Source organism: Cellulomonas gilvus ATCC 13127 (assembly GCF_000218545.1).
GTDB lineage: Bacteria > Actinomycetota > Actinomycetes > Actinomycetales > Cellulomonadaceae > Cellulomonas > Cellulomonas gilvus.
In genome coordinates this window covers 1699572-1718471 of record NC_015671.1, presented here as the reverse complement: position 1 = coordinate 1718471, position 18900 = coordinate 1699572, and the positions used below count along the sequence as shown (strand labels likewise).

General features: G+C 74.9%; 20 protein-coding genes and 1 tRNA gene. 7 read left to right on the top strand and 14 right to left on the bottom strand.

The window, feature by feature from the left end; all coding sequences use genetic code 11:
- Positions 1–12: 12 nt before the first annotated feature.
- From CELGI_RS07960 to CELGI_RS07915, 10 genes are all read right to left on the bottom strand, one after another.
- Complete coding sequence (locus CELGI_RS07960; protein ID WP_013883607.1) at positions 13–1197, bottom strand: pyridoxal phosphate-dependent aminotransferase; 1185 nt, start codon at positions 1195–1197, stop codon at positions 13–15.
- 51 nt (positions 1198–1248) lie between these two features.
- Positions 1249–1866 carry an NUDIX hydrolase gene (locus tag CELGI_RS07955; protein WP_013883606.1) on the bottom strand — a complete coding sequence of 206 codons (618 nt, stop codon included), beginning with the start codon at positions 1864–1866 and terminating at the stop codon, positions 1249–1251.
- Positions 1863–2789 (bottom strand): pyridoxal 5'-phosphate synthase lyase subunit PdxS, encoded by a 927-nt coding sequence (pdxS, locus tag CELGI_RS07950; protein WP_013883605.1) that lies wholly within the window; start codon positions 2787–2789, stop codon positions 1863–1865. The genes CELGI_RS07955 and pdxS overlap by 4 nt, the downstream gene beginning before the upstream one ends.
- A 143-nt stretch (positions 2790–2932) precedes the next feature.
- Positions 2933–3592 carry a hypothetical protein gene (locus CELGI_RS07945; RefSeq protein ID WP_013883604.1) on the bottom strand — a complete coding sequence of 220 codons (660 nt, stop codon included), beginning with the start codon at positions 3590–3592 and terminating at the stop codon, positions 2933–2935.
- On the bottom strand, positions 3589–4785 hold the full coding sequence (locus CELGI_RS07940) for a glycosyltransferase family 4 protein (RefSeq protein WP_169315180.1): 1197 nt from the start codon (positions 4783–4785) through the stop codon (positions 3589–3591). Before CELGI_RS07940 ends, CELGI_RS07945 begins: the two co-directional genes overlap by 4 nt.
- A 20-nt stretch (positions 4786–4805) precedes the next feature.
- On the bottom strand, positions 4806–5780 hold the full coding sequence (locus CELGI_RS07935; protein WP_013883602.1) for a phosphatidylinositol mannoside acyltransferase: 975 nt from the start codon (positions 5778–5780) through the stop codon (positions 4806–4808).
- Positions 5777–6403, bottom strand: coding sequence for a phosphatidylinositol phosphate synthase (gene pgsA / locus CELGI_RS07930; RefSeq protein ID WP_013883601.1), 627 nt, complete (start codon positions 6401–6403; stop codon positions 5777–5779). Before pgsA ends, CELGI_RS07935 begins: the two co-directional genes overlap by 4 nt.
- Positions 6404–6410: 7 nt before the next feature.
- Positions 6411–7025 carry an HIT family protein gene (locus tag CELGI_RS07925; RefSeq protein WP_013883600.1) on the bottom strand — a complete coding sequence of 205 codons (615 nt, stop codon included), beginning with the start codon at positions 7023–7025 and terminating at the stop codon, positions 6411–6413.
- A gap of 4 nt (positions 7026–7029) precedes the next feature.
- Positions 7030–9045 (bottom strand): threonine--tRNA ligase, encoded by a 2016-nt coding sequence (gene thrS / locus CELGI_RS07920; RefSeq protein WP_013883599.1) that lies wholly within the window; start codon positions 9043–9045, stop codon positions 7030–7032.
- A gap of 176 nt (positions 9046–9221) precedes the next feature.
- Positions 9222–9293: transfer RNA gene (locus tag CELGI_RS07915), tRNA-Val, on the bottom strand.
- Between the two features lie 347 nt (positions 9294–9640).
- Here CELGI_RS07915 and CELGI_RS07910 point away from each other — a divergent pair.
- Positions 9641–10069: an SsgA family sporulation/cell division regulator gene (locus tag CELGI_RS07910; RefSeq protein WP_013883598.1), complete on the top strand. Its 429-nt coding sequence runs from the start codon at positions 9641–9643 to the stop codon at positions 10067–10069.
- Positions 10070–10131: 62 nt separating this feature from the next.
- Here the strand turns inward: CELGI_RS07910 and CELGI_RS07905 are convergent, their stop codons facing one another.
- Positions 10132–10992, bottom strand: coding sequence for an aminotransferase class IV (locus CELGI_RS07905; protein WP_013883597.1), 861 nt, complete (start codon positions 10990–10992; stop codon positions 10132–10134).
- A gap of 38 nt (positions 10993–11030) precedes the next feature.
- On the bottom strand, positions 11031–12137 hold the full coding sequence (locus tag CELGI_RS07900; protein ID WP_041574155.1) for a chorismate-binding protein: 1107 nt from the start codon (positions 12135–12137) through the stop codon (positions 11031–11033).
- 213 nt (positions 12138–12350) lie between these two features.
- Here CELGI_RS07900 and CELGI_RS07895 point away from each other — a divergent pair, with 213 nt between their 5' ends.
- Positions 12351–13019, top strand: coding sequence for a DUF6803 family protein (locus CELGI_RS07895; protein WP_013883595.1), 669 nt, complete (start codon positions 12351–12353; stop codon positions 13017–13019).
- 23 nt (positions 13020–13042) lie between these two features.
- On the opposite strand, the gene CELGI_RS07890 is transcribed toward CELGI_RS07895, so the two are convergent.
- Positions 13043–14176: a HAMP domain-containing sensor histidine kinase gene (locus CELGI_RS07890; RefSeq protein ID WP_013883594.1), complete on the bottom strand. Its 1134-nt coding sequence runs from the start codon at positions 14174–14176 to the stop codon at positions 13043–13045.
- Complete coding sequence (locus tag CELGI_RS07885; RefSeq protein ID WP_013883593.1) at positions 14173–14937, bottom strand: response regulator transcription factor; 765 nt, start codon at positions 14935–14937, stop codon at positions 14173–14175. Before CELGI_RS07885 ends, CELGI_RS07890 begins: the two co-directional genes overlap by 4 nt.
- 55 nt (positions 14938–14992) lie before the next feature.
- Between CELGI_RS07885 and CELGI_RS07880 the strand changes: the two genes are divergently transcribed.
- From CELGI_RS07880 to CELGI_RS07860, 5 genes are all read left to right on the top strand, one after another.
- On the top strand, positions 14993–15388 hold the full coding sequence (locus tag CELGI_RS07880; RefSeq protein WP_150104693.1) for a hypothetical protein: 396 nt from the start codon (positions 14993–14995) through the stop codon (positions 15386–15388).
- A gap of 36 nt (positions 15389–15424) precedes the next feature.
- Complete coding sequence (locus CELGI_RS07875; RefSeq protein WP_013883591.1) at positions 15425–16150, top strand: DUF72 domain-containing protein; 726 nt, start codon at positions 15425–15427, stop codon at positions 16148–16150.
- Positions 16151–16236: 86 nt separating this feature from the next.
- Positions 16237–17292, top strand: coding sequence for an NAD-dependent epimerase/dehydratase family protein (locus tag CELGI_RS07870; RefSeq protein WP_013883590.1), 1056 nt, complete (start codon positions 16237–16239; stop codon positions 17290–17292).
- Positions 17289–18029 (top strand): histidine phosphatase family protein, encoded by a 741-nt coding sequence (locus CELGI_RS07865; RefSeq protein ID WP_013883589.1) that lies wholly within the window; start codon positions 17289–17291, stop codon positions 18027–18029. Before CELGI_RS07870 ends, CELGI_RS07865 begins: the two co-directional genes overlap by 4 nt.
- Positions 18019–18900, top strand: a complete 882-nt coding sequence (locus CELGI_RS07860) for an NAD(P)H-hydrate dehydratase (RefSeq protein WP_013883588.1) — start codon at positions 18019–18021, stop codon at positions 18898–18900. Before CELGI_RS07865 ends, CELGI_RS07860 begins: the two co-directional genes overlap by 11 nt.

The following is an 18900-nucleotide window of genomic DNA, read 5'->3' as shown; positions in this document are numbered from 1 at the left end:
GGCGCGCGGGCGTCAGGCGGACGCCACCGCCCGCTGCACCCCGCCCGAGCCGGCGCGCACGTGGTCCGCGAGGCGGCCGAGGCCCTCGAGCAGCGCCGCGCGGGGTGCCGCCAGGCTCACCCGGACCATGCCCGCGGCCGCCGGGCCGAACGTGGACCCGGGCGCGACGGCCACGTGCCGCGCCGCCAGGAGCGAGCGCGCGAACTCGTCGGTGTCCGGCGTGCCCACGTCGACCATCAGGTAGAACGCGCCGTCGGGCTCGACGAACCGCACGCCGCGCGCACGGAGCAGCTCGACCGCCGCGTCACGCCGGTCCCAGTACGACTCGACGGACTCGTGCACCCACTCCTGAGGGCCCGTCAGTGCCGCGATCGCGGCGTGCTGGCTCGCGGTCGACGGGCACGCGACCGTCGCCTCCGCCAGGTGGCCCATCAGCTCGACGAGCGTCGGGTCGGGCACCACCACGAACCCGGCGCGCCAGCCGGTCATCGCGTACGTCTTCGAGAGGCTGTGGAACACGAGCACGCGGCCGTCGGTGTCGAACGCGGCCGGCGAGACGTGCGGCACCCCGAACGTGATCGACTCGTAGCACTCGTCGGACAGCACCCACAGGTCGTGCCGGCGCGCGACGTCGACCAGTGCCTCGACGGTCGCCGCGGGGTACACCGCGCCCGTGGGGTTGTTCGGGCTGCACACCACGATCGCGCGCGTGCGCGGCGTGATCGCGGCCTCGACGTCCTCGGCCCGCGGCACGAAGCCCGCCTCGACATCCGTGGCGTACGTGCGCGGCACGGCGCCGCACGCCACGGCCGCCATCGCCCAGTTGGGGAACATCGGGTCCGGCAGGAGCACCTCGTCGCCCGGGCCGAGCAGCGTGGCCATGGTCATGGCCAGGCCGTGCATCGCACCGTGCGTCACGACGACCTGCTCGGGTGCGACCGGTGCACCCGTCGACCGGGTCACGCGCGCCGCCGCGGCCGCCCGCAGCTCGGTGAGCCCGAGGCTCGAGGAGTACCCAGCCGCGCCCCGGTCCACCGCCGCAGAGACGGCCTCGACCACGTGCTGCGGCAGCAGCGCGTCGGGCTCGCCGATCTCCAGGTGGATCGCCTGCGGGTCGCGCAGCGCGAGCTCCATGAGCGTGCGGATGCCGCTGCGGGGGATGTGCGGGACGGGTGACGTGGGTGCGACGACGGGCATCGTCCGACGGTAGCCGCGTCAGGTCACGGGAAGGTTACCGACCGGTACGCCTCACTCGCGCGCGAGCCCCAGGTGGCTGGTCGTCCCGTCCCATCCCGCCAGCAGCGGCTCGACGAGCGCCGCGAGCCCCTCGGGGAACACCTCGATCTCGACCCGCGCGAGCTCGGGCAGCGACCACCAGCGCAGCTCGTCGATCACGTCGCGCTCGAGCGCGGTCCAGCCCGAGCGGTCCTCCGCGACGAACGCCGTGGAGGGCACGCGCGCCAGGAAGATCTCCTCGTCCTGACGGCAGTGCGCCGAGAAGAAGTCGAACACCGCCGACCGCGTGAACACCGGTCCGACGACCTGTGCGGGGTCCAGCACGACGCCGGACTCCTCACGCACCTCACGGATCGCGGCGTCGCGCGCCGACTCCCCCGGATCGATGCCGCCGCCGAGCGTGAACCACCACGACCGGTCCGGCTGGTCGGCGTCGTGCCCGCGCACCAGCAGCACCCGGTCGTGCTCGTCCAGGACGATCACGCGCGCCCCGCGCCGGAACAGCAGCCCGTCCGGACCCGGCGTCCACTCCGGTCCCAGCCGGTGGCCGGGTGCCGGCTCCGGTCCGGGTACGACGAAGGCCGCGGGCTCGTCGTCACCCGCGGCCTGCGCCGTCGTCCCTGAGGTCACCAGCCCCGCTCGGCGAGGCGGTGCGGCACGGGCACGTCGTCGACGTTGATGCCCACCATCGCCTCGCCCAGGCCGCGCGAGACCTTGGCGATCACGTCGGGGTCGTCGTAGAACGTGGTCGCCTTGACGATCGCGGCCGCACGCTCGGCGGGGTTGCCCGACTTGAAGATGCCCGAGCCGACGAACACGCCCTCGGCACCCAGCTGCATCATCATCGCCGCGTCCGCAGGGGTCGCGATGCCGCCCGCGGTGAACAGCACCACGGGGAGCTTGCCGGCCTGCGCGACCTCTTTGACCAGCTCGTACGGCGCCTGCAGCTCCTTGGCGGCCAGGTACAGCTCGTCCTCGGGCAGCGACGTGAGGCGGCGGATCTCGTCACGCAGGGTCCGCATGTGCGTGGTCGCGTTCGAGACGTCGCCCGTGCCGGCCTCGCCCTTGGAGCGGATCATCGCCGCACCCTCGGTGATGCGCCGCAGCGCCTCGCCCAGGTTGGTGGCGCCGCACACGAACGGCACGGTGAACGCCCACTTGTCGATGTGGTGCGCGAAGTCCGCCGGCGTGAGGACCTCCGACTCGTCGACGTAGTCCACACCGAGGCTCTGCAGCACCTGCGCCTCGACGAAGTGGCCGATGCGCGCCTTGGCCATCACCGGGATCGAGACCGTCGAGATGATGCCGTCGATCAGGTCCGGGTCGCTCATGCGCGCCACGCCGCCCTGCGCGCGGATGTCGGCCGGCACGCGCTCGAGCGCCATCACGGCGACCGCGCCCGCGTCCTCGGCGATCTTGGCCTGCTCCGGGGTGACGACGTCCATGATGACGCCGCCCTTGAGCATCTCCGCCATCCCGCGCTTGACGCGTGCCGTGCCGATGACGCCCGCGGCGTCGCTCGTCGGGGTGGACTGGCTGTTCTCGCTGGTCACGTCGGGCCTCGCAGTAAGGATGTGGGTCAGGAGGTCTGCGCACCGCCCCGGCCGGAGGCCGTGGTGGCAGGTCGCGCGGACCCGGTCATCGTAGTGCGTGCGGCGCGCGCACCTGCCGCGCCGTCTCACAGGCGCGCATCCAGTCAGCCGACGCCCGGGCGCGGCAGCGCGTGCGGCCACGCGTCGTCGAGCTCGAGCGTCTGCGGCTCGGGCGCGTGACCCGCGAGCCGCAGGAGCCGCACGAACGGCCCGCGCCGCACCGCCTGCGTCTGCAGCACGGCCTCGTTGTGGAACCGCCGCGCGAGCTCGACGCGGTACCAGGCCGAGCCGAGCGCGTCGAGCAGCTCGGCGCCCGCCGGGTCGTCCGTGAGCGCGGCGACCTCGTCCGGGTCGTCGAGCGCCTCGCGGAGCGTCGCGCTCAGCTCGCTCTCGACCTGGCCGCGCTCGTCGTCGGCGTCGGCACCCGCCGGCGCCGACAGCGCTCGGGCCGCCGCGTCGCGCGGGTCGGCGAGCAGCAGGGCCAGCAGGTCGGGTGGCGCGTCGGCCGTGCCGGCCACGCCCGGGGTCGCGAGCGCGGCCCAGGCCGCCTCCCCCACGAGCACCGAGCTGACCGGGTCGAGCAGACCCGACGTCGCGAGCCCGGCCGCGGCCGTGGCGCGGCGCACCAGCTGCGTCTCGACGACCGAGCGCGACGCGCCGACCTTCCGGTGCAGCCGGTCCAGCCGCGACGCCGCGATCCACACCGACCAGCCCAGCACGGCCAGCACCAGCACGACGACGACCGCGATCTCCGACCAGCTCATCGTCCGTCACCCCAGCCCCGACGTAGCTCGAGCAGGCGCGCGCCGCGCAGCGACGAGGGGTCCTCGCCGACCGGTGCGTGCTCGCCCTCGACCGCCATCTCGTACACCGCGAGCACCTGGTCGGTGACCGCCGACCAGTCGAACCGCCGCACCACGGCAGATGCACGCTCGACCACGCGCTCGCGCAGCGCGGGATCGGCCAGGACACGCAGCAGCGTGGCCGCCAGGTCCGCCGAGTCGCCCGTGCGGAACAGCACACCCGCCTCACCCTGGTCGAGCACGCGAGTGAACGCGCCCAGGTCGCTCGCGACCACCGCGGCGCCCGCGCTCATCGCCTCGACCAGCACGATGCCGAAGCTCTCGCCGCCGGTCTGCGGCGCGACGTACACGTCGACCGACGCGAGCAGCCGCGCCTTGTCCTCGTCGGACACGCCGCCGAGGAACTCGACCGCGCCCGCCCTCTCGCCGAGGACCTCACGCGCCTGCTCCTCGCCGGTCTCGCCGCGCCCGGCCACCAGGAACCGCGCCCCGGGCACCTGGTCCAGCACCGCGCCGACCGCGCCGAGCAGCACGCCCAGGCCCTTGCGCGGCTCGTCGAGGCGGCCCAGGAACGCGAACGTCGGCCGCTCGGGCGTGCCCGTCCAGCGGTCGTCGGGCTGCGCACCGGAGAACGCGTCGACGTACACGCCGTTCGGGATCACCACCGCGTCGCCACCGAGGTGGTCGACGAGCGTGCGACGCGCGTCCTCGGACACCGCGATCCGCGCGGAGATCTTCTCGAGCGACTGGCGTACCAGCGGGAACGCGACCTGCAGCGAACGCGAGCGCACGGTCGAGGTGTGGAACGTCGCGACGATGGGACCGTCGGCGATCCACAGCGCGAGCATCGACAGGCTCGGCGTCACGGGCTCGTGCAGGTGCAGCACGTCGAACCGGCCCGCCGCGAGCCACTTGCGCGCACGTGCGGCCGTCACGGGACCGAACGTCAGGCGCGCGACCGAGCCGTTGTACCGGACGGGCACCGCGCGTCCCGCTGCCGTGAGGTAGTCCGGGACCGGGGTCTCGTCGTCGGCCGGGGCCAGCACCGACACCGTGTGCCCACGGGACATGAGCGCCTCGGCCAGGTCGCGCACGTGGAACTGCACGCCGCCGGGCACGTCGAACGAGTACGGGCAGACGATGCCGACGCGCAGCGGGCGCGTGGTCGGGGCGCTCATGCGCGCACCTGCGCGTCCTGCTCGCCCGCGGCGGCCTTCGTCGCCGCGTAGCGGTCGGGGTCGAGGTCCTCGACGAACACCTTCTGGAGCATGTGCCAGTCCTGCGGACGCCGCTCGATGCCGGCGGCCAGCGCGTCGACCCACGCCTGCGTGAGCACCGCGACGCGCTCGGCGCGCGGCACGTCCGGCGGTACCGGCGGGATCTCGACGAAGTCGATGCGCAGGCCCCACGGGCTGCGCGCGCGCCGGCGCCGCTCACCGTGCAGCCGCTCGTACGTGAGGATCGCCGTGAACAGCGGGACACCGGCCGTGAGCGCGAGCGCTGCCGGGCCGGCCGCGACGCGTGCGCGCCGCCCGAACAGGTCCACCTCGACCCCGCGTGCGGTCAGGTCGCGGTCCGCCAGCAGCGGCACGATGCCGGGTCCCGTCCGCGCCGAGCGCACCAGCTCGCGGAACACGTCGGCGTCACCCAGCGGCAGGATCCGCAGGCCGATGCCCTCGCGGAACCGCAGGAACTCCTCGAACACCTCGGGCGGCTCGAGCCGCTCCGCGACGGTCGTGACCGGCGCGATGGCGCGCGTCGCCCACGCACCCGCGAGGTCCCAGTTGCCCAGGTGGCCGAGCGCGAGCACTGCGCTCCCCCCGGCGTCGGTGTGCGCGCGCAACGCGTCGGCCCCGACCGCGCGCACGCGCGCGTCGACCTCGTCGGCCGACCAGGACGACAGCGCGAAGGCCTCGCTGAAGTAGCGCAGGTAGGACCGCATCGCGGCGCGGCCCAGGCGCCGGACCTGCGCGTCGGACAGGTCCGGGCGCGCGCGTGCGAGGTTGCGCTCGAGCTGGCGCACCCCCCCGCCGCGCAGCGCCCACACCGCGTCGGCGGCGGCAGCGGCCACGCAGCGCAGCACGCCGCCGGGCAGGCGGCCCGCATGGCGCCAGGCGAACGCGAACAGGCGTCCCGAGTCGATCCTCACGCGGCCTCCGACCCCGCGACGGGCGTCCGCGACTGGCGGCGCACCATGGCCATGCGCTGCACCACCGTCACGGCGGACGCGACCGCGAGCAGGCCCAGCACGACCGTCAGCACGAGCACCGGCAGGCCCAGGCCGACCAGGGCGGTCGCCACGAGCACGAGGACGAGCCGGTCCGCACGCTCGGCGATACCTCCTGAGGCCGTCATGCCCAGCCCCTCGGCACGAGCCCGCGCGTACGGGACCACCGATCCCAGCACCAGGCACGCGAGCGCGAGCGTGGCCGCCGCGCGGTCGTCGCCCGCGCCGAAGTACCAGAGCACCAGGCCGCCGAAGATCGCCGCGTCGGCGAACCGGTCGAGCGTCGAGTCCAGGAACGCACCCCACGGCCCCGAGCGGCCGGCGCGGCGTGCCATCACGCCGTCGAGCGAGTCGGTGAGCACGAACGCCGCGATGACCAGCGTGCCGACGAGCAGGTGGCCCGTCGGGAACGCCCACAGCGCGGCGACCACGACGACGAGCGTGCCCGTGATCGTCACGGCGTCGGGCGTCACGCCCCAGCGCAGCAACGTGTCCGCGACGGGGGTGAACAACCGGGTCATCACCCCACGGAGCCGGTTCAGCACGAGGCGGTCATCCCTTCGTCGTGACGTCGCGAGGGGCGGGTGAGCCGTCGGGACCGGGCCATGCCGCCGCCAGCCGTGCCCGCGTGTCCGCGAGGAGCTCCGGCAGCGCGCGGCTGCGCGCCACCACGGGCAGGAAGTTGGCGTCGCCGTCCCAGCGTGGCACCACGTGCTGGTGCAGGTGCGCCGCGATCCCGGCCCCCGCGACCGCGCCCTGGTTCATGCCGAGGTTGAACCCGTGCGGTCCGGAGACCGCGCGGAGCACGCGCATGGCCGTGCGCGTCAGCTCCGCGACCTCGGCGACCTCGTCCTGGTCGAGCTCGGTGTAGTCCGCGACATGGCGGTACGGGCACACCAGCAGGTGGCCCGAGTTGTACGGGTACAGGTTCAGCACGACGAACGCGGCGGCGCCGCGCGCGACCACCAGACCCTCGTCGTCCGGGAGCGCCGGGATGCGGCAGAACGGGCAGCCGGGACCCGCGGCGTCGTCCGGCGGCTTGTTCTCGCCGCCGATGTACGCCATGCGGTGCGGGGTCCACAGCCGCTGGAAGCCGTCGGCGACCCCCGCGAACCCCGCCGCGTCCTCGACCCCGGCGCGCGCGTCCGACGCGTCCTGGTGCGTCACCGGCTCAGACCTGCGCGTGCTCGCGCACCGCCGAGACGATCCGCTCGACCGCCTCCGCGACGGGCACGCCGTTGTCCTGCCGGCCGTCGCGGTAGCGGAACGAGACGGCGCCCGCCTCGGCGTCCTCGCCACCCGCGATGAGCACGAACGGCACCTTCTGGGTGCTGGCGTTGCGGATCTTCTTGGCGAAGCGGTCGTCGGAACGGTCCACCTCGGCGCGGATCCCCTGCGCCCGCAGCTGCGCCACGACGTCGTCGAGGTACGGCTCGAACGGCTCGGCCACCGGGACGGCGAGGACCTGGACCGGGGCGAGCCAGGCCGGGAACGCACCTGCGTAGTGCTCGGTGAGCACGGCGAAGAACCGCTCGATCGAGCCGAACAGCGCGCGGTGGATCATCACGGGGCGCTGACGCGACCCGTCGGGCGCGGTGTACTCGAGCTCGAACAGCTCCGGCAGGTTGAAGTCGAGCTGGATGGTCGACATCTGCCAGGTCCGTCCGATCGCGTCCTTGGCCTGCACGGAGATCTTGGGTCCGTAGAACGCGGCGCCGCCCGGGTCCGGGACCAGGTCCAGACCCGACTCCGTCGCGACCTCGCGCAGCGTCTCGGTCGCCTCCTGCCACACGGCGTCGTCGCCCACGGACTTGTCCGGGTTCTTCGTCGACAGCTCGAGGTAGAAGTCGTCGAGGCCGTAGTCCTTGAGCAGGTCGAGCACGAACCCCAGCAGGCTCGCGAGCTCGGTCTTCATCTGCTCGCGCGTGCAGTAGATGTGCGCGTCGTCCTGCGTGAACCCGCGCGCGCGGGTCATGCCGTGGATCACGCCCGACTTCTCGTAGCGGTAGACCGTGCCGAACTCGAACAGGCGCAGCGGCAGCTCGCGGTAGGACCGGCCACGCGCGCGGTAGATGAGGTTGTGCATCGGGCAGTTCATCGGCTTGAGGTAGTAGTTCTGCCCCTGCCGCTTGACGTTGCCCTGCTCGTCACGCTCCTCGTCCAGGTGCATGGGCGGGTACATGCCGTCCGCGTACCAGTCCAGGTGGCCCGAGATCTGGTACAGCCGCTCCTTGGTGATGTGCGGCGAGTTCACGAAGTCGTACCCGGCCTCGACGTGGCGCCGGCGCGAGTACTCCTCCATCTCCATCCGGATGATGCCGCCCTTGGGGTGGAACACCGCCAGGCCCGACCCGATCTCGTCGGGGAAGGAGAACAGGTCCAGCTCGCTGCCGAGCCGGCGGTGGTCGCGGCGCTCGGCCTCGGCGAGCCGGTCCAGGTGCGCCTTGAGCTCGTCCTTGGTGGGCCACGCGGTGCCGTACACGCGCTGCAGCTGCGGGTTCTTCTCGCTCCCACGCCAGTAGGCGGCAGCCGAGCGCATCAGCTGGAAGCCGTTGCCCAGGACCTTCGTGGTCGGCACGTGCGGACCACGGCACAGGTCCTGCCAGACGACGGCCTCGGACTCGCGGCCCGCTCCGCGCACGTTCTGGTAGATGGACAGGCCGCCCAGGCCCACCTCGACGCTCGCGCCGTCCGCGGCGGCCGGATCGCCCTTGAGGCCGATCAGCTCGAGCTTGTAGGGCTCGTCCGCGAGCTCCTCGCGCGCCTGCGCCTCGGTGACGTCGCGGCGGCGGAACGTCTGACCCTCGCGGACGATGCGGGTCATCACCTTCTCGAGCGCGCGCAGGTCCTCGGGCGTGAACGGGGTCTCGACGTCGAAGTCGTAGTAGAACCCGTCGGTGATGGGCGGGCCGATGCCGAGCTTCGCGGTCGGGTTGACCTCCTGCACGGCCTGGGCCAGCACGTGCGCCGCGCTGTGGCGCAGCACCGCGAGCCCGTCGGGCTCGTGCACGCTGACCGGCTCGACCACCTTCGCGTCCGCGGGCAGCGGCAGGTGCAGGTCCATCAGCTCGCCGTCGACACGCACGACGACGACGTCCTTGCGGTCACCGAACAGGTCCGTGCCCGTCGTCCCGGCCTCGACGGTGGTCGCGGTTCCGTCGACGGTGAGGGCGATCTGCTCGGGCACGGCGTGGGCACCTTCCTGGCGGGTCCGGCCCGCCGTCCGGCGAGCCTCGTCGATGCTACCCGCGCGGACCCCGCGCACCGGCTCGTCGACGTGCGGGAAAGGGCGTCCGGCCGCGCCAGGCAGGCCCGGGGAGACGACGAGGGCCGGCCCTGACGGACCGGCCCTCGTGACGTGCGTGGGCGATACTGGGTTCGAACCAGTGACCTCCTCGGTGTGAACGAGGCGCTCTACCACTGAGCCAATCGCCCGCGGCCATCCCGAAGAACCGGGAACAGCCTGACGGAGCACCACCCTGGGGCGGCGCGACGACGATGCTACCCGGACCCGGGCCAGAATCCGAAACGGGACTCCCGACGTGTCCGCACGCCTCGCGCGAGCCCGATTCTGTCGCCCCGAGCAACCGGGTCGTCTTGTCACCCACACGGGGAGCGTGCGACCCTGCGGTGGATGCCTGTGCACCTCGCCTGGGCGGTAGCACCCCGCCGGAGAACGGTTCAGGCGCGTCCCTCCGGGTGAACCTGTGCCCGGGAACGGGTCAATCGGGCAAACACGCTGCCATGATGGGACAACAGCCCATTGCGAAGAGGAGGACCCGATGACGCATTCGTCGTATGACGTCGTCGAGGTCGTCGCCATGCAGCTCATCGGGAGCGATGCGAGCGTCATCCCCGTCAGCGCAGAGCTCTCCTTCCGGACCACGGATCCGTACACCGTGCGCGCGGTCTTCACCGGCCCGCACACGATGTCGACCTGGCTCATCGGCCGCGAGCTGCTCTCCATGGGGATGCACGCCGCAGCCGACGCGCCGGCCGGAAGTGGCGACGTCCAGGTGTGGCGTGACGAAGACCCGGACTACGCACTGGTGTCGCTCAGCGGCGTCGAGGGCAGCGCGCTTCTCGCGGCGCCCAGCGAACCCATCCTGCGCTTCCTGGCGACCACGGAGTCGCTGGTCCCCCTCGGCTCCGAGAGCGACCGCATGGAGTCGGAGATCTCGGCGTTCATCGCGGCGCTGCTCACCGCCTGACCCCGTCGGCCACGGCCCGGCCCGTCCTCGTGACGGAGCCGGGCCGTCGCCGTCTGCGGCGACTACGGGTCGAGGTCGTCGCCCACCCGACGCTGGAACAGGTCGGCCGCCGCCTGCACCAGCTCGCCCGCCACGACCGGGGCGCCGTCCACGGCGACCACGGGTGAGACGTTGCGGATCGAGCCCGTCAGCGCGAGGTACGCCGTCCCCCGCAGCACGTCCTCGAGCACCGCGTACGCCAGCTCGCCCGGTGCGGCCTCGCGCACCGGCAGCCCGGCCGCCGCACCCCACTCGAGCAGCAGCTCGCGCGTGATGCCCGCGAGGCACCCGCTGGACAGCGGCGGCGTCAGGAGCTCGCCCGCGCGCTCGACCAGCACGTTGGATGCGGTGCCCTCGCACAGCTCACCCACGGTGTTGGCGAGGACGGCCTCGTCGGCCCCACGCCGGTGCGCCTCGGCCAGCGCGACCACGTTCTCCGCGTACGACGTCGTCTTGAGGCCGGCGACCGCCGAACGCTCGTTGCGCACCCACGGGACGCGCACCACGCGGCTGGTGGCGGCCCGGCTCGCCGGACCGGCCAGCACCACGAGCACCGGCCGCTGCGTGTCCGGGGCGTCGCGGTGCGAGCCCAGCGGGCCCGGGCCACCGGTGTAGGTCACGCGCACGCGGCCCGCGTCCGGCGCCGCGGCGAGCACCTGCGCGACCCCGTCCCGTACCGCTCCCTCGTCGGGTGCCGGGAGGCCCAGGCCCGCGGCGGACCTCGCGAGCCGGCGCAGGTGGCGCGTGAGCGCGAACGCCTGGCCGTCGTAGACCGCGCACGTCTCGAACACGCCGTCGCCCACCGTCAGACCGTGGTCCACGCCGGTCACGATGCGGTCCTGCGGGGCGTGCAGCCGGCCGTCCGCCCAGATCACGACGCTCATGGCGGCAGTCTGGCACGCGCGTCCGGCGCGGGCGGAGGTCAGCGCGACGCGAGGCCGATCAGCCGCGCGGCCTTGAGCTCGGTCTCGGCCCACTCCGCCTCGGGGTCGCTGCCCCACGTGATGCCGGCGCCCGTCCCGAAGCGCAGCACACCGCCCTCCTGCGGCGTCCACCAGAACGTGCGGATGCCGACCGCGAGGCGCGCGCGCACGGCGCCGTCCTGCCCGTTGTGCAGCCAGCCGACCAGCCCGCAGTACGGCCCCCGTGGCACGGGTTCGAGCTCGGCGACGACCCGCAGCGCCGCGGACTTGGGCGCGCCCGAGACCGACCCCGGCGGGTACGTCGCGGCCAGCAGCCGCCCCCACAGGTCCGGCGCTGCACGGACCGCGGGTGCGAGCGCACCGGTGACGGTGGACACGAGATGCACCAGCCCCGGGTGGTGCTCGAGCCCCAGCAGCTGGGTCACCTCGACCGAACCCGGGTCGCTCACGCGCTGCAGGTCGTTGCGGACCAGGTCCGTGATCATGACGTTCTCCGCCGTGTCCTTCGGCGTCAGTCCGGCGGGCGTGGCCGCCGTGCCCTTGATGGGCGCCGACGTCAGGACGCCGTCGGCGAGGTCCAGGAACAGCTCGGGCGACGCGCTGACCACCCACACCGACGGGTCCGGCCCGCCCGCGGCGGGCACGGGCGCCCCGGCCGGGACGTGCACGTGGCCCGCGTACGGTGCCGGGTTGCCGGACGCCAGGCGCCGCGCGAGCGCGGCTGCGTCCGGCTCGCCCCCGCGCGAGCCGGCGAGCGGCGCAGACAGCACGCGGCAGAGGTTGGCCTGGTAGACGTCGCCCTCCCGCACGTGCTCACGCACGCGCTGCACGGCCGCGGTGTACGCCGCCCGGTCCAGCGACGACGTCCAGTCGTCGGCGCGCGGGCCGTGCCAGGCGGGGGTGTCCGCCGCACCCTCGGGCTCGGCGTCCGCGCACTCGTCCGCCGACGCGAAGCGCCACGCCCGCACGTCGCCCTCGAACTCCCCCACGAGCGCCCACCACCCCGGCGTGCGCAGGCGCTCGGGCGTCGCACGCACGTCGACGCACTCGACGACGTCGTGGAGCAGCACGCCGGCGAAGCGGGCGTGTCCGGTCGGTGCGGGCACCGGCCCACGGTATCCGGCGGCGTGCGGCACGCCCGGCGCGGTCTCAGGTGGAGGGGCGCCCACCGGGACCCAGGTCCCGGTGCGGCTCGCCGGGTGGCTCGTCGGGCGCGGGCTTCATCGGTTCTTCATCGTCCGTCAGTCGGACCTCGTCCGGGGCGCCGGAGGAGGGTGGGGTCGCCAGACACGCCCCGCACCCGCCCGAAGGAGCCCTCCGTGGTCGACCTCGCCCCCACGCCCCTGCGCACGTCCGATCACGAGCGGTCCTCGGTCCCCCCTGCGCTGCGCGTCGCCCTCGTCGGCGTGGCCGCGTTCGCCGTGGTCGTCGTCGCGCTGCTGCTGCCCGCCTGGCCCGCAGGTCCGGACATGGGCTCGACGCACTACATGGGCCTGCTCGCGGCGAACCAGCCGTGGAACCTGCTGCTGTTCATGGCGGTGCCCGTGATCCTCGCGGAGACCGTCGCCGTCACCGAGCTCGCGATCCTGTTCCGCCGGACGGTCCACCCGGCCGTCGCGGCGCTCAACCGGTACGCGGGCCTGGTCGGAGGGTTCTGGTTCGTGGGCATCGTGGTGTACCTGACCCGGCACGCGGTCGTGCCGCTGACCACCTCGGGCGCGTGGCGCGGGTGGGTCGACGTCGTGGCGGTCGGCTTCTACCTGCTGGGCGTCGTGCCGCTCGCGGGGCTGAGCCTGCTCGAGACGCGCGTGGTGGGCGCGGGCTGGACCCCCGAGCACCGGCTGCGCGTGCACGCCACGCTGGTCGGCGTGTTCCTGGTGGTCGCGCACGTCGCGATGATCGCGGGCATGGTCGACCCCGGGGTCACGGGGTGGGACCCGAGCCACGTCATGGACGACGGCACGACGATGGAGGGCATGACCCACTGAGCCGGGCGCACCCGCCCCGTGGCTCAGTCGACCGGGAGCGTCACGGTGAACGTGGCGCCCGCTCCGGGCCCGGCGCTCGTCGCGGTGAGCGTGCCCCCGTGCGCCTCGGTGAGCGCCCGGCTGATCGCCAGCCCGATGCCCGCGCCGCCGTGCGTGCGGTCCCGTGCCGTGCCCGCGCGGTAGAAGCGTTCGAAGACGTGGGGCAGGTCCTCGGCGGCGATGCCCTCGCCGGTGTCGGTGACGCTCAGCTGCACACCCGTGCCCGTGCGGGTCGCGGTGAGCGTCACCGTCCCCTCGGGCGGCGTGTGCCGCACCGCGTTGGCGACGAGGTTGTCGAGCACCTGGGCCATGCGCGTGCGGTCCACGCGGACGCGTGGCAGGCCGGGTGCCGCGTCGACGACGAGCGCCGGGCCCCCCGGGACGGGCTCGTGCGCCGCGCCCGCGGCGCGGAGCAGGTCGACGGGTGCGACCGGGGCCCGGTCGAGCACCAGGTCCCCGCCCTCGGCGTGCGTGACGTCCGCGAGGTCCTGTGCGAGGCGCGTCAGGCGCACAGCCTGGTCGCGCAGCACCGCGATCGTCGACGCGTCGAGCGGGCGCACACCGTCCTCGACCGCCTCGAGATAGCCCGTGAGCGTCGCGACGGGCGTCCGGAGCTCGTGCGCGACATCGGCCAGCAGGCGCGCGCGCAGGCGCTCGGCGTCCTGCAGTCGTGCGGCGAGCGCGTTGACCGAGGCCGCGAGCTCGTCGAACTCGGCGCCGAGCGCGGACGCGGGCACGCGTTCGTCGTACCGCCCCGCAGCCAGCCGTGCGGTCGCGGCGGACACCGCGGCGAGAGACCGGCCGATGCGCCGTGTCAGGACCAGGCTCACGGCCACGGATGCGACCGCGGCGGCGCCGAGGGCCACCGCGAGGGCCACCGTGCTCGCCTCGCGGAACGCGCGTTCGGCGTGCAGGACCGCGGCGTCGTGGTCACCCAGCCCGGCGCTGACCATGTGCGTGTGGAACAGGCCCGGCCCGACGGCCGCGGCGACCAGCCACGCGGTCGCGCCGCCCGCCACGAGCACCACCACGAGGGCGGTGAGCAGGCGGGCACCCAGCCCACGGGCGACCCCGGCCGGCGCCGACCGGGGCGGCGGGCCGGACGCGGGTGCCGTCATGCGCCCGGGCCGATCCGGTAGCCGACGCCGCGCACGGTACGCACGTAGCGCTGCGCCTCGGCCGTGTCGCCGAGCTTCTGGCGCACGTGCAGCACGTGCACGTCGACGAGGTGCTCGTCCCCCACCCAGCCCGGACCCCAGACCGTGTCGATGAGCGCTCGGCGCGTGACCACGCGGCCCGGGCGCGCTGCGAGTGCCGCGAGCACGTCGAACTCGGTGCGCGTGAGCGCGATCAGGCCGCCCGCGCGACGGACCTCGCGTGCGGCGACGTCGATGCGCAGGTCACCCACGTGCAGCGCCGGCTCGGGTGCGTCAGCAGCGGCCGGCCCGCGCCGGGGTCGTCGCAGGAGCGCGGCGACGCGCGCGACGAGCTCGCGCGGGCTGAACGGCTTCGTCAGGTAGTCGTCCGCCCCCACCGACAGGCCGATCAGCGTGTCCACCTCCTCGGCGCGCGCCGTCAGCATGACCACGTAGCAGTCGGAGAACGTGCGCACGCGTCGGCACACCTCGACGCCGTCGAGGCCGGGCAGGTTCAGGTCCAGCACCACCAGGTCAGGGTCGACGCGGCGCACGACCTCCACCGCCTCGCCGCCCTCATGGCAGACCGTGACCTCGAAGCCGTCCCGCTCGAGGTACCCGGCGACCAGGTCGGCCAGGGCGGCCTCGTCGTCGACGACGACGGCACGTCTGCGGGGGGCGCCGGTGGTGGGTGTCACGGGGCCATCTTGCTGGGTGGGGCGCCGACCGCCCGCCTCCTTCATCGAATCTTGACGGGGCGACGCGGGAGGATCGTCGCGCGGCACGTAAGGTGCGCGGGTGCCAGACCACCAGACGCCCCGACCGGCGGGGACCTCGGTGCCGGGGCTCACCGCGTGCTCGCTGTGCGCGGGCGAGACGCTCGGCGACACCGACGACTGCCCGGGAGGTCAGGCCGGCCGGCTCCGGGAGGTGGCCGCACGCGGTGCCGCGCGCCTGACCTTCGTCGAGTGCCTCGACGAGTGCGAGCGCGGCGACGTGGTGGTCGCGCGCCCGACCCGCGCGGCGCGCCACGCGGGCGCGCGACCGGTGTGGTTCGAGCGTCTGGCCGGCGACCCCGCCACCGGGCTGCTCGAGGAGTGGCTGCAGGCGGGCGGCCCGGGCCGCGCACCGGTGCCGGACGGGCTCACGCCGATGGTGATCGCCCGGACTGCCGAGGACGACGAGCGCGGGTAGCGTCGCCGCGACCCGTCGTCGTCCGGGAGCCGCCGCGTGAGCATCAGGATCGGGACGTCCGGGTGGTCGTACGACCACTGGACGGACGTGCTCTACCCCCCGGGCCTGCCGGCCGCCCGCAGGCTCGAGCGGTACGTGGCCGAGCTCGACACCGTCGAGCTCAACGCGAGCTTCTACCGGTGGCCGCGCGACGCGGCGTTCGCGTCCTGGCGCGCCCGGCTCCCGCCCGGGTTCATCATGACCGTCAAGGCGCCGCGCGGCCTGACGCACGCGCGCCGCCTGCTCGAGCCCGAGACGTGGACCGAGCGCGTGACGCGCGGCCTGCACGAGCTGGGCGACCGCCGGGGCCCGCTCCTGGTGCAGCTGCGCCCGGACCACGAGCGCGACGACGCACGCCTCGACTGGTTCCTGGCCGGCATGCCCGCGTGGGTGCAGGTCGCGGTCGAGCTGCGCCACCCGTCGTGGCAGACCGACGAGGTCTTCGACCTGCTCGCGCGGCACGGTGCGGCGTACGTCGTGGTCAGCGGCGCGGGGATCCCGTGCGTCCTGCGGGCCACGGCCCGCCTGGTGTACGTGCGGCTGCACGGGCCCGACCACCACCACCTGTATGCGGGCTCGTACAGCGACGACGACCTGCGCTGGTGGGCCGACCGCATCCGCGAGTGGGACGAGGGCGGGCACGACGTGGTGGCGTACTTCAACAACGACGGCGAGGGTCACGCGGTGCGCAACGCACGCACGTTGCGCGCACTGCTCGGCTGAGCCACGCCGGCGCGTGGGCCGGTCCCCGGGATGCGCCGCGCCCCACCCGCGCCGACCATGGGCGAGGACCACCGGGAGGACTGCTCATGAAGATCGCCGTGACCGGCTGCACGGGCAACGTGGGCACGGCCGTGCTGCGTCGCCTGGCCACGCAGGGCACCGTCGGGGAGGTCGTCGGCGTCGCTCGGCGCGTGCCGCGCGCCCGCGTCCCCGCGCCCTACGACACGGTGCGCCGATGGGTCGCGTGCGACGTGGGCGCACCCGACGCCGAGGACCGGCTGGCGCGCGCGTTCGACGGCATGGACGCCGTGGTCCACCTGGCGTGGGCCATCCAGCCGAGTCACGACCGCGATGCGCTGCGCTCCACCAACGTCGCCGGGACCGAGGCGGTGCTCCGGGCGGTCGATCGCGCGGGCGTGCCGCACGTCGTCGTCGCGTCCTCGGTCGGCGCGTATGCGGCGGCGCACGACGACGTGCCCCGTGCCGAGCACTGGCCCGCCACCGGGCTCGCGTCGTCGAGCTACAGCACCGACAAGGCCGCGGTCGAGGAGCTGCTCGACGCCGCGGTCGCACGCGGGCTCGCGGTCGCGCGCGTGCGCTCGGCACTGGTGTTCCAGCGCGACGCGGGTGCCGAGGTCGGCCGGCTGTTCCTCGGTCCGCTGGTGCCCAAGCGCGCGCTCGGCGGGCCGCTGCCCGTGCTGCCCTGGCCCGCGGGGCTGCGGCTGCAGGCCGTCCACGCCGACGACCTCGCGGACGCGTACGTCCGCATCGCGCTGCAGCGCGCGGAGGGCGCGTTCAACGTCGCGGCCGACGACGTGCTGCACGCGCGCGACGTCGCCGAGGTGCTGAGGGCACGCCGGGTGCTCGAGCTGCCCGTCACGCCGCTGCGCACCGCGCTCCTGGCCGCCTGGGAAGCACGCCTCGCGGTCGTCGGACCCGGGTGGCTCGACATGGCGCTGGGCGCGCCCCTGCTCGACACGACACGGGTGCGCGAGCTCGGCTGGCGCGCCACCCGCACCGCGCGGCAGTCGCTCGCCGACGTCGTGGACGGGCTGGCCGAGGGTGCCGGGACGGGGAGCCGGCCCCTGCACCCGCGCCGCCGCGTGCTCGGCGGTCCGGTCACGCCGGTGGTCGCACCGTGACGGTCCCGGCGCCCGCCGCGCTCGTGCTCGTCCGGCACGGCGAGAGCGTGGGCAACCTCGCGGCCGCGGCCGCCGCCGAGTCCGGGGCCGAACGCCTCGAGCTGGAGACGCGCGACGCCGACACCCCGCTGTCCGACCGAGGGCAGGAGCAGGCACGCGCGCTCGGCACGTGGTGGCGCGCGCTCCCGGAGCACGACCGGCCGCACGCGGTCTGGTGCTCGCCGTACCTGCGGGCGCGCCAGACGGCCACCACCGCGCTCGCCGCGGCGGGGCTGGACCTGCGGCTCCGGCTCGACGAGCGGCTGCGGGACCGCGAGCTCGGCATCACCGACCGTCTGACCGCGCGCGGGGTCGCCCGGCTGCTGCCCGACGAGGCCGCGCGGCGCGCGCACCTCGGCAAGCTGTACCACCGCCCGCCGGGCGGCGAGTCCTGGGCCGACGTGGCGCTGCGGCTGCGCTCGCTCCTCGTCGACCTCGGTGCCCGGCACGACGGCGAACGCGTGCTCGTCGTGACGCACGACGCGCCCGTCGCGCTGCTGCGCTACGTGCTCGAGGAGCTGACCGAGGACGAGCTGTTCGACCTGGTGGGTGCACGCGGCGTGCGGAACGCGTCGGTGAGCGTCCTGGAGCACGCCGACGGCGCGTGGCGCACCGCCGCGTTCGACGACGTGCGGCACCTCGCCGCGCTCGACGCGCCGGTCACCGAGCACGAGGGGACGGACGCCCGTGGACGCTGACGCGGCCCGCCCGGGGGTGGCGATCACACCCGCGCTCCTGCGGACCTGGGCGCTGCCCGACCGCACGGGTGACAAGGACGACCGGGGTGGCGTCCTGGTGATCGGCGGAGCGCGCCGGACGCCGGGTGCGGCCCTGCTCGCCGGTCTCGCGGCGCTGCGCGTCGGAGCGGGTCGGCTGACGCTCGCGGTCGCGGAGTCGGTCGCACCCACGCTCGCGGTCGCGACGCCCGAGGCGGGCGTCCTGGGCCTGCCCGAGGGTCCCGCCGGCGCGGTGCTGCGCGCGCCGCGTGACGTGGTGGGCGACGAGGTGGCCCGTGCCGCGGCGGTCGTCGTCGGACCCGGCCTCGACGACGCGGCGGGCACCCGGGCCGTGCTCGAGGACGTGTGCGCGCTGCTCGAGGACGGCACCCCGGTGCTGCTCGACGCGTTCGCGCTCGGTGTGCTGCCCGACCTCGATGACGTGCACGACCGGCTCGCGGGTCGTCTGGTGCTGACGCCCAACACGCAGGAGGCGCAGCGGCTCCTGGACGACGCCGACCGTCCACCGCACGACGCGGCGCGCGCGATCGCCGAGCGCTACGGCGCCGTCGTCGCGCTGTCGGGCGTCGTGGCGACCCCCGCGGGCGAGCTCTGGTCGTCCGCGAGCGGCCACTCCGGGCTCGGCACGTCCGGCAGCGGCGACGTGCTCGCGGGGGCCGTCGCGGGCCTGCTCGCGGGCGGCACCGACCTGCCCCGCGCCACCTGCTGGGGCGTCGCGCTGCACGGCGCCGCGGGCGACCGTCTCGCGGCGGGGGTCGGCCCGGTCGGCTTCCTGGCGCGTGAGCTGGTCGACGCGCTCCCCGCGTCCCTGCTCGAGCTCCAGGTGCACTGA